The organism is Pseudomonas sp. MCal1 (genome assembly GCF_026341415.1).
GTDB lineage: Bacteria > Pseudomonadota > Gammaproteobacteria > Pseudomonadales > Pseudomonadaceae > Aquipseudomonas.
The window spans coordinates 443,682-457,527 of sequence record NZ_JAKUMP010000002.1; the positions used below are offsets into that span (position 1 = coordinate 443,682).

At 61.5% G+C, this 13,846-nt stretch carries 16 protein-coding genes; 7 read left to right on the forward strand and 9 right to left on the reverse strand.

Features of this window, described 5'->3' with window-relative positions; all coding sequences use genetic code 11:
* Positions 1–31 precede the first annotated feature (31 nt).
* Complete coding sequence (locus tag MKZ87_RS05330; RefSeq protein WP_176247745.1) at positions 32–1,219, forward strand: MFS transporter; 1,188 nt, start codon at positions 32–34, stop codon at positions 1,217–1,219.
* Here MKZ87_RS05330 and arfB read toward each other — a convergent pair.
* From arfB to MKZ87_RS05370, 8 genes are all read right to left on the reverse strand, one after another.
* Positions 1,216–1,629 (reverse strand): alternative ribosome rescue aminoacyl-tRNA hydrolase ArfB, encoded by a 414-nt coding sequence (gene arfB / locus MKZ87_RS05335; protein WP_266200377.1) that lies wholly within the window; start codon positions 1,627–1,629, stop codon positions 1,216–1,218. The genes MKZ87_RS05330 and arfB overlap by 4 nt on opposite strands.
* A gap of 90 nt (positions 1,630–1,719) precedes the next feature.
* Positions 1,720–3,138, reverse strand: coding sequence for an amino acid permease (locus MKZ87_RS05340; RefSeq protein WP_085699531.1), 1,419 nt, complete (start codon positions 3,136–3,138; stop codon positions 1,720–1,722).
* Positions 3,139–3,987: 849 nt separating this feature from the next.
* Positions 3,988–5,205: a 23S rRNA pseudouridine(2605) synthase RluB gene (gene rluB / locus MKZ87_RS05345; RefSeq protein WP_085699533.1), complete on the reverse strand. Its 1,218-nt coding sequence runs from the start codon at positions 5,203–5,205 to the stop codon at positions 3,988–3,990.
* A gap of 156 nt (positions 5,206–5,361) precedes the next feature.
* Positions 5,362–5,553, reverse strand: coding sequence for a DUF1289 domain-containing protein (locus MKZ87_RS05350; protein WP_085699535.1), 192 nt, complete (start codon positions 5,551–5,553; stop codon positions 5,362–5,364).
* Positions 5,554–5,555: 2 nt separating this feature from the next.
* Positions 5,556–6,599: an SMC-Scp complex subunit ScpB gene (gene scpB / locus MKZ87_RS05355; protein ID WP_266200378.1), complete on the reverse strand. Its 1,044-nt coding sequence runs from the start codon at positions 6,597–6,599 to the stop codon at positions 5,556–5,558.
* Positions 6,600–6,610: 11 nt separating this feature from the next.
* Positions 6,611–7,309: a segregation and condensation protein A gene (locus MKZ87_RS05360; RefSeq protein WP_170929752.1), complete on the reverse strand. Its 699-nt coding sequence runs from the start codon at positions 7,307–7,309 to the stop codon at positions 6,611–6,613.
* 120 nt (positions 7,310–7,429) lie between these two features.
* The gene (locus tag MKZ87_RS05365) at positions 7,430–8,059 is read right to left on the reverse strand and encodes an L-threonylcarbamoyladenylate synthase (protein ID WP_139832613.1); all 630 of its coding nucleotides are present in this window, start codon (positions 8,057–8,059) and stop codon (positions 7,430–7,432) included.
* A gap of 13 nt (positions 8,060–8,072) precedes the next feature.
* Positions 8,073–8,936, reverse strand: coding sequence for a PHP domain-containing protein (locus MKZ87_RS05370; RefSeq protein WP_227234807.1), 864 nt, complete (start codon positions 8,934–8,936; stop codon positions 8,073–8,075).
* Positions 8,937–9,023: 87 nt separating this feature from the next.
* Between MKZ87_RS05370 and MKZ87_RS05375 the strand changes: the two genes are divergently transcribed.
* From MKZ87_RS05375 to MKZ87_RS05400, 6 genes are all read left to right on the forward strand, one after another.
* Positions 9,024–9,620: a septation protein A gene (locus MKZ87_RS05375; protein ID WP_085699543.1), complete on the forward strand. Its 597-nt coding sequence runs from the start codon at positions 9,024–9,026 to the stop codon at positions 9,618–9,620.
* A 1-nt stretch (position 9,621) separates the two neighbouring features.
* Complete coding sequence (locus MKZ87_RS05380; RefSeq protein WP_085699545.1) at positions 9,622–9,921, forward strand: YciI family protein; 300 nt, start codon at positions 9,622–9,624, stop codon at positions 9,919–9,921.
* Between the two features lie 120 nt (positions 9,922–10,041).
* Complete coding sequence (locus MKZ87_RS05385) at positions 10,042–10,452, forward strand: translation initiation factor 2 (RefSeq protein WP_227234805.1); 411 nt, start codon at positions 10,042–10,044, stop codon at positions 10,450–10,452.
* A gap of 7 nt (positions 10,453–10,459) precedes the next feature.
* Positions 10,460–11,137 (forward strand): response regulator transcription factor, encoded by a 678-nt coding sequence (locus MKZ87_RS05390; protein WP_007958370.1) that lies wholly within the window; start codon positions 10,460–10,462, stop codon positions 11,135–11,137.
* A 136-nt stretch (positions 11,138–11,273) separates the two neighbouring features.
* Positions 11,274–11,723, forward strand: a complete 450-nt coding sequence (locus MKZ87_RS05395) for a Spy/CpxP family protein refolding chaperone (RefSeq protein ID WP_085699549.1) — start codon at positions 11,274–11,276, stop codon at positions 11,721–11,723.
* 168 nt (positions 11,724–11,891) lie between these two features.
* Positions 11,892–13,232, forward strand: coding sequence for a sensor histidine kinase (locus MKZ87_RS05400; protein WP_085699551.1), 1,341 nt, complete (start codon positions 11,892–11,894; stop codon positions 13,230–13,232).
* 5 nt (positions 13,233–13,237) lie between these two features.
* Here the strand turns inward: MKZ87_RS05400 and MKZ87_RS05405 are convergent, their stop codons facing one another.
* Positions 13,238–13,804: a nitroreductase family protein gene (locus MKZ87_RS05405; protein WP_085699553.1), complete on the reverse strand. Its 567-nt coding sequence runs from the start codon at positions 13,802–13,804 to the stop codon at positions 13,238–13,240.
* Positions 13,805–13,846: the final 42 nt, after the last annotated feature.

Genomic DNA, 13,846 nt, shown 5'->3' on the forward strand with positions numbered 1-13,846 from the left:
TTCCCGTGGATCGTAATTCATGTCGTCCTCTATGCCAGAACCCCAGCGCCCGCTGGCAGTCACGTTGCAAGTCGTTTCCATCGTCCTGTTCACCTTCATCGGCTACCTGAACATCGGCATTCCGCTGGCGGTGCTGCCAGGTTATGTCCACAGTGACTTGGGCTTCGGCGCGGTCATCGCCGGGCTGGTGATCAGCGTGCAATACCTCGCCACCCTGCTCAGCCGTCCGTATGCCGGCAAGATCATCGACAACCAGGGCAGCAAACGGGCGGTGATGATTGGTCTGGCCGGTTGTGGCTTGAGCGGTGTGTTCATGCTGATTTCGGCATGGACGCCCAACCTGCCGTTGCTGAGCCTGATCAGCCTGTTTGCCGGCCGTCTGGTGCTGGGCAGTGCGGAAAGTCTTGTTGGCTCAGGCTCGATCGGTTGGGGCATCGGCCGCGTTGGTGCCGCCAACACCGCCAAGGTCATCTCGTGGAACGGCATTGCCAGTTACGGCGCACTGGCGGTCGGTGCGCCGCTGGGGGTATGGCTGGTCAGCCGTTTTGGTCTGTGGAGCATGGGCGTGAGCATTCTGCTGCTGGCCACGCTGGGGCTGTTGCTGGCCTGGCCGAAAACCGCCGCGCCGATCGTGGCCGGCGAGCGCCTGCCATTCATGCATGTGCTTGGGCGGGTATTCCCCCACGGCTGCGGACTGGCGCTGGGCTCGATCGGCTTCGGCACCATTGCCACCTTCATCACCCTGTATTACGCCACGCAGCACTGGGACAACGCTGTGCTGTGCCTGAGCCTGTTCGGCGCCAGCTTCATCGGTGCGCGACTGCTGTTCGGCAACCTGATCAACCGCCTCGGCGGCTTTCGCGTGGCGATTGCCTGCCTGTCGGTGGAAACCCTGGGCCTGTTGTTGCTGTGGCTGGCGCCGGACGCGCACTGGGCATTGGCCGGTGCGGCATTGAGCGGTTTCGGTTTCTCACTGGTGTTCCCGGCGCTGGGCGTGGAAGCGGTGAACCTGGTGCCGGCCTCCAGCCGAGGAGCAGCGGTCGGGGCCTATTCGTTGTTCATCGACTTGTCGCTGGGCATCACCGGACCACTGGCGGGAGCGATTGCGGCGGGCTTCGGTTTTGCCTCGATCTTCCTGTTCGCCGCCCTCGCAGCGCTGAGCGGTCTGGCGCTGAGCGTCTATCTCTACCGCCACACGGCGAAATACCGCGAAGACTAGAAATCCACCTTGCCGCGCCCGGCCTTGATACTGCCGCGCTTAGTCTTTGACTCCAGCCGACGTTTCTTTGAGCCCAGCGTCGGCTTGGTCGGCCGGCGCTTCTTCTCGACCTTGGTGGCGCTGAGAATCAGCTCGGTCAGACGCTCCAGCGCATCGGCGCGATTCTGTTCCTGCGTGCGGTACTGCTGGGCCTTGATGATCAGCACCCCGTCACTGGTAATGCGACTGTCGCGCAGCGCCAGCAGCCGTTCCTTGTAGAACTCGGGCAAGGACGAGGCGCGAATGTCGAAGCGCAGATGCACGGCGCTGGAGACCTTGTTGACGTTCTGCCCACCCGCCCCTTGGGCACGGATGTACGTCAGTTCGATCTCGGCATCCGGCAGATGCACGTTGTTGGAAATCACCAGCATGGAAAAGCGTCCGTATTCAGAACCCGCAGGATACCGCGAAAGCACAAAAAACCCGGCACTTGGCCGGGTCTGTTGTTTTTGCAACGACGCTTACTTGGCAGCGTTCGCGGCGTGCAGCACCTGTTGTGCACCGCGCTTGTTCTTGATCACGTAGCAGACCCACATGAACACCACCCACACCGGAATCGCGTACACCGAGACCTGAATGCCCGGGATCAGCAGCATCACGCCGAGGATGAACAGAACGAACGCCAGGCAGATGTAGTTGCCGTACGGGTACCACAGCGCCTTGAACAGCGGCTTCTGGTTGGTCTTGTTCATGTGCTGGCGGAACTTGAAGTGCGAGAAACTGATCATCGCCCAGTTGATCACCAGCGTCGCAACCACCAGCGACATCAGCAGTTCCAGCGCGTGCTGCGGGATCAGGTAGTTGAGCAGCACGGCCACCAGGGTCACGGCTGCCGACGCCAGGATCGAACGCACCGGCACGCCGCGCTTGTCGATCTTCGCCAGCGCTTTCGGCGCATCACCCTGCTCGGCCATGCCCAGCAGCATGCGGCTGTTGCAGTAGGTGCCGCTGTTGTACACCGACAATGCGGCGGTCAGCACCACGAAGTTGAGGATGTGCGCGGCCGTGTTGCTGCCGAGCATCGAAAACACCTGCACGAACGGGCTGCCGCTGTAGGAATCGCCCGAAGCGTTGAGGGTTTCCAGCAGGCTGTCCCATGGGGTCAACGACAGCAGGATCACCAGTGCGCCGATGTAGAAAATCAGGATCCGGTAGATCACCTGGTTGATCGCTTTCGGGATCACGGTTTTCGGTTTGTCGGCTTCGGCTGCGGTGAAACCGAGCATTTCCAGGCCGCCGAAGGAGAACATGATGATCGCCATGGCCATCACCAGACCGCTGACGCCGTTCGGGAAGAAGCCGCCGTGGGACCACAGGTTGCTCACCGCCGCCTGCTCGCCGCCATGGCCGCTGACCAGCAGGTAGCTGCCCAGGGCGATCATGCCGACGATCGCCACGACCTTGATGATCGCGAACCAGAATTCGGCTTCACCGAAGACTTTGACGTTGGCCAGGTTGATCGCGTTGATCAGCAGGAAGAATGCGGCAGCGGTGACCCAACTCGGGATCTCCGGCGCCCAGTAGTGGATGTATTTGCCGACCGCAGTCAGCTCCGACATGCCGACCAGGATGTACAGGATCCAGCAGTTCCAGCCCGACAGGAAGCCGGCGAAACCGCCCCAGTATTTGTGCGCAAAGTGGCTGAAGGAACCGGCCACCGGCTCTTCGACGATCATTTCACCGAGCTGGCGCATGATCATGAAGGCGATGAAGCCGCAGATGGCATAGCCGAGGATCATCGACGGGCCGGCGGATTTCAGCACCCCGGCCGAGCCGAGGAACAATCCGGTACCGATCGCGCCACCGAGGGCGATCAGTTGAATATGGCGATTTTTCAGGCCGCGTTTCAGCTCGCCTGATTGCGAGTTTTGTCCACTCATGAAAAAGGTCTCACGCAAGGTTTGATGATGTTCAGTAGACGTTGCTGCAAGGTGGCGATTTCAGCCAACCTTGATCAAACCCCAGCGCAGGCACCAGGAATTCAGCTTTTTTACAACGGTCATGCGTCACCTGTTTGTTTTTATCTGTGACGAAATCGAACCCGACACGCTTGTGACGCGGCGGAGTGAACAAGGCGGATAAACCTTGAGGTTTGCGCGATTACGCAGAGGGTCACAGTTAAAACGCGGCGCATTGTACACCGCTAACCCCCTGCTGCCAGACCTCGCCGGATCAGCGTGTCGGTTGCCGGGATTGCATGTGTCCACCCCGGGAAGCCCGGGCGGCTGCAAAAATTGAGTCAGGCCTTTGCAGGCCATCGGCGTGGACGATGGAAAATCCGCCCCACGTGGAGAAGTGAAAATGGATAACGGCGTTCATTGCGCCTCCTTCTTGTTATGCACCTGCACGACAGGCATGCAGCGCATCTCACCCTCCAAACGACACTGAAACAAGCGCGCAAGAGCGCTGCGCAACACCCGGCGGGGCTGGTTCCGGCAGATTTTCCTTACAGCTCGACACAAGATCCCGAGTCACGGGGCGGCGACGGCTTTTTCGTAAATATTCACTGACAGCGCGTAACGTAAAGTTTCCAATCCAGACCCATCCAAGCCGTGCCCGGCGACTGACGTTAGCTGGCTAACTATTTGAAAGGCGTCAGGTTTTTTTGTTTTAAAACAAGAAAAAACACCTCAAAAAAAGAAATAAAAAAATCAAAAAAAAACGCCAACTCCAAGAGTTGGCGTTTTCTGTTTCAGCTTGAAGCTTGCCGCTCGAAACTTGCAGCTGCCTTATTCCGGCTTCTTGCGACCGAAACCCGGACGCTGGCCGGAACCGGCCGGTGCACCACGGCGCTTGCCCGATGGCTTGTCATCGTCTGCCAGCTTGATGCCTGGACGCTTCGGCGCCGGCTTGGCCGGGCGCTTGGTGTCGGCTGGACGATCCGCCACCGGTGTACCGCGACCTTCGCCGCGCTCGGTACGGCCATTGGCCGGACGCGGAGTACGTGGACCACGCTCGCCATCCGGACGTGCTGCCGGTTTGCGACCTGGACGCTCGCCTTCGATCTGCGGCTCCCGGGCCGGACGCGGACCGGCGCCAACCGGCGCACCGTTGGCCGGACGCAGCGTGCGTACGCGCTCGGTACGGGCCATCGGACGCGACGACTTGCGCTGCATGCGGTCGAGCTTGTCTTTGCTCTTGGCGTTCAGTTGCGGCATGGCCACCGGGGTCAGGCCGACTTCAGCGCTCAGCACGTCGACTTCGTACTGGCTCATTTCGCGCCAACGGCCCATCGGCAGGTCGGAGTTGAGGAACACCGGGCCGAAACGCACACGCTTCAGGCGGCTGACCACCAGGCCCTGGGATTCCCACAGGCGACGTACTTCACGGTTACGACCTTCCATCACCACGCAGTGATACCAGTGGTTGAAGCCTTCGCCGCCCGGCGCCTGTTGAATGTCGGTGAAACGCGCCGGGCCGTCTTCCAGTACCACGCCGGCCTTCAGGCGCTCGATCATCTCGTCGTCGACTTCGCCTCGTACACGTACCGCGTACTCACGATCCATCTCGTAGGACGGGTGCATCAGGCGGTTGGCCAATTCACCATCGGTGGTGAACATCAGCAGACCGGTGGTGTTGATGTCGAGACGACCGATGTTGATCCAGCGGCCTTCTTTCGGACGCGGCAGCTTGTCAAACACGGTCGGACGGCCTTCCGGGTCGTCACGGGTGCAGATCTCGCCATCGGGTTTGTTGTACATGATCACGCGGCGAACCGACTCGGCGGCTTCTTCGCGCTTGATGACCTTGCCATCGATGGTGATGGCGTCGTGCATGTCGACACGCAGGCCCAGGGTGGCGTCTTTGCCATTGACCTTGATCCGGCCCTGGCTGATCCAGGATTCAACATCGCGGCGCGAGCCAACGCCGATACGGGCGAGGACTTTCTGCAGCTTTTCGCCTGCTGGGCCGATTTCCTGGTCGTCTTTCTGCTTGATGTCACTCATCTGGGCACCTCCCGGTGTGGTCTGTTCAGCGGCGCTGAGAATTGAGCCGCTAAAGCGTTGAAATCTGGGTTTTCGGGCGAAGGGATCGCCGAAGGGTCGCGAATCATACGCGGATGTGGCCGCGCGCGCATCAGAGACTAGTCGATCAGGGCAAGGTTATTTCTTTTTCCGCCGACCGGTGGCCCCGAGCTTGATCAGACGCAGCGCGGCTTCGGCCAGTACGGTGCGCTTGTCGTCCTTGTCGAGTTTCTTCCAGGCCCGGATCTCGCGCTTGCTGCGGCCGCAACCGACGCAGATGTCGTCGCTGAACTTGCAGACGTTGATGCACGGGTCTTTGGTCGAGCTCATGCTCAATCCTCGAACTCGCGACGTTCGGCTTCGATGGCTTCGGCCAGGGCGCGGGCTTCGGCTTCCTCTTCGCTCAGTTCTGCCTCGGCGGCAGGTTCTGGTGCTGGCTGTTCCAGACGGGCGACGGCAGCCAGCAGTTTTTCCCGGGCTTCGGCCACGCCGAGCACATCGTCTTGCTGCTCAGGCTCGGGCTCGGATTCGGATTCGGATTCGGGCTCATGCGCAAATTCAGGCTCAAATTCAGGCTCAAATTCAGATTCAGGCTCACCCTCGTCCGGCGGCTCGACCGGATCGGATTCAAACCCCGTCGGCATGGATTCGGCGCCCGCGCCGTCACGCAGCAAGTCGTCGAAGTCGGTCTTGATCCCCTCCTCCATGCTGTCCAGCTCCAGCAGCAGGGTGTGGAAACTGGTTTCTTCCTTCGGTTCTTCCGGCTCGGCGCTGGCGTCGGCCAGTTCCTGCAAGCCCGGCGGCACCGGGGCGTCGTCGAAGTCGAGTACCGGATCGGCCTCCATTTCGCGCAGCTCGGCCAGTGGCGGCAGTTCGTCGAGGCTTTTCAGATTGAAGTGATCAAGAAACAGCTTGGTGGTGGCAAACATCGCCGGTTTGCCAGGCACGTCGCGGTAACCAACGATGCGGATCCACTCACGCTCCATCAGCGTCTTGACGATGTTGGTGTTGACCGCCACGCCCCGCACGTCCTCGATTTCGCCCCGGGTGATCGGCTGGCGATAGGCGATCAGCGCCATGGTTTCCAGTAGTGCCCGGGAATAGCGCTGCGGACGCTCCTCCCACAAGCGACCAACCCACGGCGCGAACTTCTCGCGGATTTGCAGGCGATAGCCGGAGGCGACTTCCTTGAGCTCGAACGCCCGGCCCTCGCAGGAATTGCCGAGCAGGGTCAGGGCTTTCTTGAAAACCGGCGGTTCCGGGCGTTCACCTTCTTCGAACAGTTCATACAGGCGCTCAAGGGATTGCGGCTTTCCCGAGGCCAACAGAAAGGCTTCAAGCAGGGACGCCAGCTCGCGGGGTTCAGTCAGATTCATATCGGGACTCGTTATTCGGCTCGGGCTCGCACGTGGATCGCGGCGAACGGCTCATTCTGCACCAGCTCGATCAGGGATTCCTTGACCAGCTCAAGGATCGCCATAAAGGTCACCACCACGCCGAGCTTGCCCTCCTCGGCGGTGAACAGCTCGACGAACGGCACAAATCCGCCGCCCTTGAGCCGCTCCAGCACGTCGCTCATGCGCTCGCGGGTGGACAGTGCCTCGCGGCTGACCTGATGGCTTTCGAACATGTCGCCACGGCGCAGCACCTCGGCCATGGACATCAGGATTTCTGCCAGTGCCACGTCCGGCAGCAGCTTGCGCGCGCGGGCTTCCGGAGCGTCGAGCTTGGGCACGATCACGTCGCGACCGACCCGGCTCAGGCCATCAATGCCTTCGGCAGCAGCCTTGAACCGCTCGTACTCCTGCAGGCGGCGGATCAGTTCGGCGCGCGGGTCTTCTTCTTCGTCTTCGACGGTTTCGGCCCGGGGCAGCAGCATCCGGGACTTGATCTCGGCCAGCATCGCGGCCATCACCAGATATTCGGCGGCCAGTTCCAGACGCACCGACTGCATCAGCTCGACATAACCCATGTATTGGCGGGTGATTTCCGCCACCGGGATGTCGAGGATGTTGATGTTCTGCTTGCGGATCAGGTACAGCAACAAGTCGAGCGGGCCTTCGAAGGCTTCGAGGAAGACTTCCAGGGCGTCCGGCGGGATGTACAGGTCCAGCGGCATTTCCGTGACCGCCTGGCCATAGACCATGGCAAACGGCAGTTCCTGCTGGGCACCGGCCTGGGGATCAACGGTTTCCACTGCGGACATTCAGGCCTCGACCATGAATGGCGCCGGATCGCCGCAACCGACGCGGATCACTTCCGGATCATCGCCCGTGAGGTCGATCACGGTGGAGGCCTTGATGCCGCCGGAACCGCCATCGATGATCAGGTCCACCTGATGCTCGAGCAACTGGCGCATTTCGTACGGATCGCTCAGCGGGTCTTCTTCGCCCGGCATGATCAGGGTCACGCTCATCAGCGGCTCGCCCAGTTCGGCCAGCAAAGCCAACGCGATGGGATGGCTCGGCACCCGCAGACCGATGGTCCGCTTCTTGGGATGCAGCAACAGACGCGGCACTTCGCGAGTGGCGTTGAGAATGAAGGTGTACGGTCCCGGCAGGTGGGCTTTGAGGATTCGAAAGGTCCCGGTGTCGATCTTGGCGTAATTGCCCAGTTGCGACAGGTCGCTGCAGATCAGCGCGAAGTTGTGCTTTTCGTCGAGCTGACGCAGGCGTCGAACGCGCTCGATGGCGTTCTTGTCGCCGATCTGGCAACCGATTGCGTAGGAAGAGTCCGTTGGATAGACCACCACCCCGCTTTTGCGGATGATTTCGACCGCCTGTTTGATCAGGCGCGCTTGCGGGTTTTCCGGATGAATCTGGAAAAATTGACTCACATTCTCTACCTGTTCAGACGGCGGCAATAACTGTGTCATGTTTGAACCGACACCACAGGGGTGGAAGGTCCTCCGGCACCGGCCGGTACTGGCCGATCTCCGACCAGCCACCAGGGCCATGGAAATCACTGCCGGCAGTGACCAGCAGACCGAACTCACGGGCAAGGATTGCAAGACTGCCCACCTGTTCCGCAGGCTGGTGACCGTTGACCACTTCGATCGCATGCCCGCCCGCTTGAATATAGTCGGCAATCAGCTTTCGGCGCTTGCTGCGGGTGAAATCGTAGTGCCACGGATGCGCCAGGCTGACCCAGGCGCCGGCGGCGCGCAGCGTGCCGACAGTGTCTTCGAGGGTCGGCCAGTGCTGTTTGACGTCCCCCAGCTTGCCGGCGCCGAGCCATTTGCGAAACGCCTCGGCGCGATCCTTTACAAAACCTTCACGCACCATCCAGTCGGCGAAATGCGGACGGGCCGGCGCATTGCCGCTATCGCCCAGTTCCTGCTGGATCTGCCGCGCGCCATCGAGCGCATTCGGCATGCCCTTGAGGGCGAGCTTGCGGCTTATTTCCTCAGACCGCAGCCAGCGGCCGTCGTGCAATTGCGCAATCGCCTCGACCAACGGTGCGGCGTTGACGTCGAAACCGTAGCCGAGCACGTGAATGGTCGCCCCGCCCCAGGTGCAGGACAACTCGACGCCATTGACCAGTTGCATGCCCAGTTCTTCGGCCGCGATACGTGCTTCGGCGAGACCTTCGAGGGTGTCGTGATCGGTCAGGGCCAGGACTCGCACGCCGTTCTCGAACGCACGCGCAACCAGTGCCGCAGGCGCCAGGGCGCCATCGGAGGCCGTGCTGTGGCAGTGCAAATCAACATTCACGGGGATGAGTAACCTCAAATCAGCTGGCGCTATCGCGCGCCCATATGTTTGTTATTATGCCGCCACATCCAGCTTCTGGCTCTCACTGTGAAACAATTCATCGATTTCATCCCGCTTCTGCTGTTCTTCATCGTCTACAAACTCGATCCACGCACCGTCGACGTTGCCGGCCATGAACTGACGGTAGGCGGCATTTACAGTGCCACCGCCATGCTGATCATCAGCTCCCTGGTGGTGTACGGCGCGCTCTTCATCAAGCAGCGCAAGCTGGAGAAGAGCCAGTGGCTGACGTTGGTCGCCTGCCTTGTGTTCGGCAGCCTGACTCTGGCCTTTCACAGCGAAACCTTCCTGAAATGGAAAGCCCCGGTGGTCAACTGGCTGTTTGCCCTGGCCTTCATCGGCAGCCATTTCATCGGTGACCGCCTGCTGATCAAGCGCATCATGGGCCACGCGCTGACCCTGCCGGATCCGGTCTGGACCCGGCTGAACATCGCCTGGATCGCCTTTTTCCTGTTCTGCGGGGCCGCCAACCTGTTCGTCGCCTTCACCTTCCAGAGCATCTGGGTGGACTTCAAGGTGTTCGGCAGCCTGGGCATGACCGTGCTGTTCCTGGTCGGTCAGGGCATTTACCTGTCCCGTCACCTGCACGACGCCGATACCACAACGCCAAAAACCGAGGACTGACATGCTCTACGCCATCATTGCCACCGACGTCGCCAATTCCCTGGACGCTCGCCTCGCTGCGCGCCCGGCGCACCTTGAACGCCTGCAAGTGCTCAAGGGCGAAGGCCGCATTGTGCTGGCCGGCCCGCACCCGGCGATCGACAGCAATGATCCGGGCGCAGCAGGTTTCAGCGGCAGCCTGATCGTTGCCGAATTCGACTCCCTGAGCGCGGCGCAAGCCTGGGCCGATGCCGACCCGTACATCGCCGCTGGCGTCTACGCCAACGTGATCGTCAAGCCGTTCAAGCAAGTCCTGCCGTAACCTCCCCCGCCAATACCGCAACGCGATGAACCTTGTCGGCTCATCGCGTTCTCAATCGCTCATTATTCTCGTTTGCCGGCCGACAACCTGCCCAATATCCATTTGGAAACAGGAGTCGCGATGCGCAAGGGTCCGTTGTGTCTGATGTTGGTCACGTTGTCGATCGTGGCGCCCGCTCATGGTGAAGAAAGCACCGAAGACGGCAATTCCACGCCGCTTTCATTGAGCGCCGGCAGTCAGATCACTGAGTTGCAGCAGCGCCTGAAGGTCAGCGAGCAGCAACGGGAAGAACTGAGCAGACAACTGCAAAATGCCGACAACACCCGCGAAAGCGCCCAGCTTGCCCGGCTGCGCCAGGAGAACCAGCGTCTGAAGCTGCAACTCAAGGAAGCCCAGGCCAGCCCGCTGCCGCGCCTGCTGACCGAACAGCAGCAATGGTTCGTCACCGGGGCCGGGGTAGCGCTATTGGCGCTGCTCTGCGGTATCTTTGCCAGTGGAGCAAGCCGAAAACGTCGGCAATGGCTAAATTGAGTGAGTCATGAGCGAGCTGTTACTGATTGATGATGACCAGGAGTTGTGTGAACTCCTGAGTAGCTGGCTGAGCCAGGAAGGCTTTCAGGTCCGGGCCTGCCACGATGGTCAGAGCGCCCGCAAGGCGCTGGCCGAGACCGCGCCGGCGGCCGTGGTGCTGGACGTGATGCTGCCCGATGGCAGCGGCCTGGAACTGCTCAAGCAACTGCGCAGCGATCACGCCGACCTGCCGGTGTTGATGCTCTCGGCGCGGGGCGAACCGCTGGACCGGATCCTCGGCCTGGAACTGGGCGCCGACGATTACCTGGCCAAACCCTGCGATCCGCGCGAACTGACCGCCCGCCTGCGTGCCGTGCTGCGCCGCAGCCACCCGGCTGCCGTGTCGACCCAGCTCGAACTGGGCGACCTGAGCTTCAGCCCGGTGCGCGGCGTGGTCAGCATCGACGAAAAGGAATTCACCCTCACTGTCTCCGAAAGCCGCCTGCTCGAAGCCCTGCTCAAGCAACCGGGCGAGCCGCTGGACAAACAGGAACTGGCGCAGATCGCCCTCGGCCGCAAGCTGACCCTGTACGACCGCAGCCTCGACATGCACGTCAGCAACCTGCGCAAAAAGATCGGCCCGCACCCCGACGGCCGCCCACGCATCGTTGCCCTGCGCAGCCGTGGCTACTACTACAGCCTCTGATTGTCTGTAAGTTTTGTCAGGTCGGCGCGAAAACGTGTTTACCCAAGCTTTACACAGCGCTGACCGCCGCTGACCTTGATCTCCGTAATCTGTATTCATCCGGAACGTACCGGGAACGAGACAAAGGAGATTCACCATGCGCAAGACACTTATCGCTCTGATGTTTGCCGCTGCCCTGCCGACCGTCGCCATGGCCATGCCACAAGATGGCGGCCCGATGGGTGGCCCGCTGGACGGCCCGCGCCATGGCGGTCAGATGCACGGCATGCACGGCAAAGGCCCGTACAGCGAGCTGGACCTGTCCCGCGAACAGCGCGAGCAGATCCGCAAGATCATGGGCGAGCAGATGCACGAACGTAAGCAGACGGTCGAAAAATACCTGGAGAAACTCTCGCCAGCCGACCAGAAAGCCATGAAGGACGAGATGGCGGCCAACCACAAGAAAGCCGAGTCCGATGTCCGCGCCGTGTTGAAACCGGATCAACAGAAGAAATTCGACGAGATCCAGAAGAAACAGGCCGAGCGTCGCGCCGAATGGGCCGAGTTCAAAGCCTGGAAAGCGCAACAGCCGCAAAAAGCGCAATAATGTTCTGACCCGACGGTTCACGCCGTCGGGTCCTTGTTTATCCAGCCCGATGTGGGAGCGAGCTTGCTCGCGAATGCGAAGTGTCAGTCAGCATGTTCTTGTCTGATCCACCGCATTCGCGAGCAAGCTCGCTCCCGCAGGGTTTTGCGTGTGTTCTGAGGAATAATTGTGCGTTCATTGTTCTGGCGTATTCTCGCCAGCTTCTGGCTGGCCATCGCTCTCGTTGCAGGGCTTTCCATTCTGCTGGGGCACATGCTCAACCAGGACGCATGGATCCTCAGCCGCCATCCGGGCCTCAACACCCTGGCCGCCGATTGGACGCAGACTTACGAAGCCCAGGGCGAAGACGCCGCACAGGACATCCTCGAACAGCGCAAACGCCAGTACCACATCGACGTTCAAGTGCTGAACGAAAGCGGCGACCCGCTGGTGCGCGGCACCTTCCCCCGGCGTGCGGCCGCCTTCGAGGCGCGGCAGCACAACGATGACCGACGCCTGCCATGGAGGCGTCTGACCGACGAATTCACCAGCGACAAAAGCGGCGACACCTACCTCTTCATCTACCGCATCCCGCACCCGGAACTCGACGCCTGGCACCGCGAAAGCCTGCTCTGGCCGTTGAGTGCGCTGGGCATTGCGTTGGTGGTGCTGACCCTCTTCAGCCTTCTGGTGACGTTTTCCATCACCCGCCCGCTCAGTCGCTTGCGCGGCGCAGTGCACGACCTCGGCCAGACCACTTATCAGCAGAACAGCCTGGCGCAACTGGCCAACCGCCGCGATGAATTCGGCGTGCTGGCCAACGACTTCAACCGCATGGGCGCCCGCCTGCAAAGCCTGATTGGCAGTCAGCGCCAGTTGCTGCGCGACGTATCCCACGAATTGCGCTCACCGCTGGCACGGCTGCGCATCGCCCTGGCACTGGCTGAACGGGCGAGCCCCGAAGAACGGGAAAAACTCTGGCCGCGACTGACCCGCGAATGCGACCGGCTGGAAGCGCTGATCAGTGAAATTCTGGTGCTGGCGCGGGTCGATGCCGACAACGCCAGCGCCGAGGACGTGGATCTGAATGCCTTGCTCGCCACCGTGCAAAAGGACGCGCAACTCGGCTCGCCGGAGCAGACGGTGCGGCTGGAGGCCGAGCCGGCGCTCAATCTGACAGGCTGGCCGACCATGATCGAACGCGCCGTGGACAACCTGCTGCGCAATGCCCAGCGCTTCAACCCGGTCGGGCAGGCAATTGAAATGCAGGCGTCACGTCAGGGCGAGCGGATCGTGGTCAGCGTGCGTGATCATGGGCCGGGGGTGCAGGCAGAGCATCTGAGCCAGTTGGGCGAACCGTTTTATCGGGCGCCGGGGCAGACCGCTGCCGGGCATGGCCTGGGACTGGCGATTGCCCGACGGGCGGCGGAGCGGCATGGCGGGACGCTGGTGCTGGCCAATCATCCGCAGGGCGGTTTTGTGGCCAGTCTTGAGTTACCACTGGAGCCGGGAGCTGTTGTACAGCCCTGATGGAGTCAAGCCTTTGCCGGCCAGGCGCTGACAAACTCCGCCAGATCAACCTTCTCGGCCACCCGCGGTTCTTTCTGCGGCGTGCCGAGGTACAGGAAGGCAATCACCTCTTCGTCATCCGTCAGGCCCAGGCCCTTGGCGACATGTTTCGAGTACGCCAGATCACCGGTACGCCACACCGCGCCAATCCCCTGCGCGTAAGCCGCCAACAAAATTCCGTGCGCTGCACAGCCCGCCGCCAGCCGTTGCTCGGCCTTCGGGTATTTGACGTGATCCTGCAACCTGGCGATGACCACGACCACCAGCGGCGCGCGCAGCGGACCGTTGCGCGCCTTGTCGATCATCGCTTCAGTGACTTCGCCTTCCTGCATTTTTGCAGCTTCGGCCAGCAACTCGCCCATCTGCTCACGCGCCGCACCTTCGACGGTCAGGAAGCGATACGGCTGCAAATGGCCGTGATCCGGTGCGCGGGTCGCGGCGGCAAACAGCACTTCGCGCTGTTCGGCGGTAGGGGCCGGATCGATCAGTCGTGGAACGGAAACACGGTTGAGCAAAGCGTCGAGAGCCTGCATCGGCCACCTCCTGAAAAAAATGTCCGGCTATTCTAGCTGCAA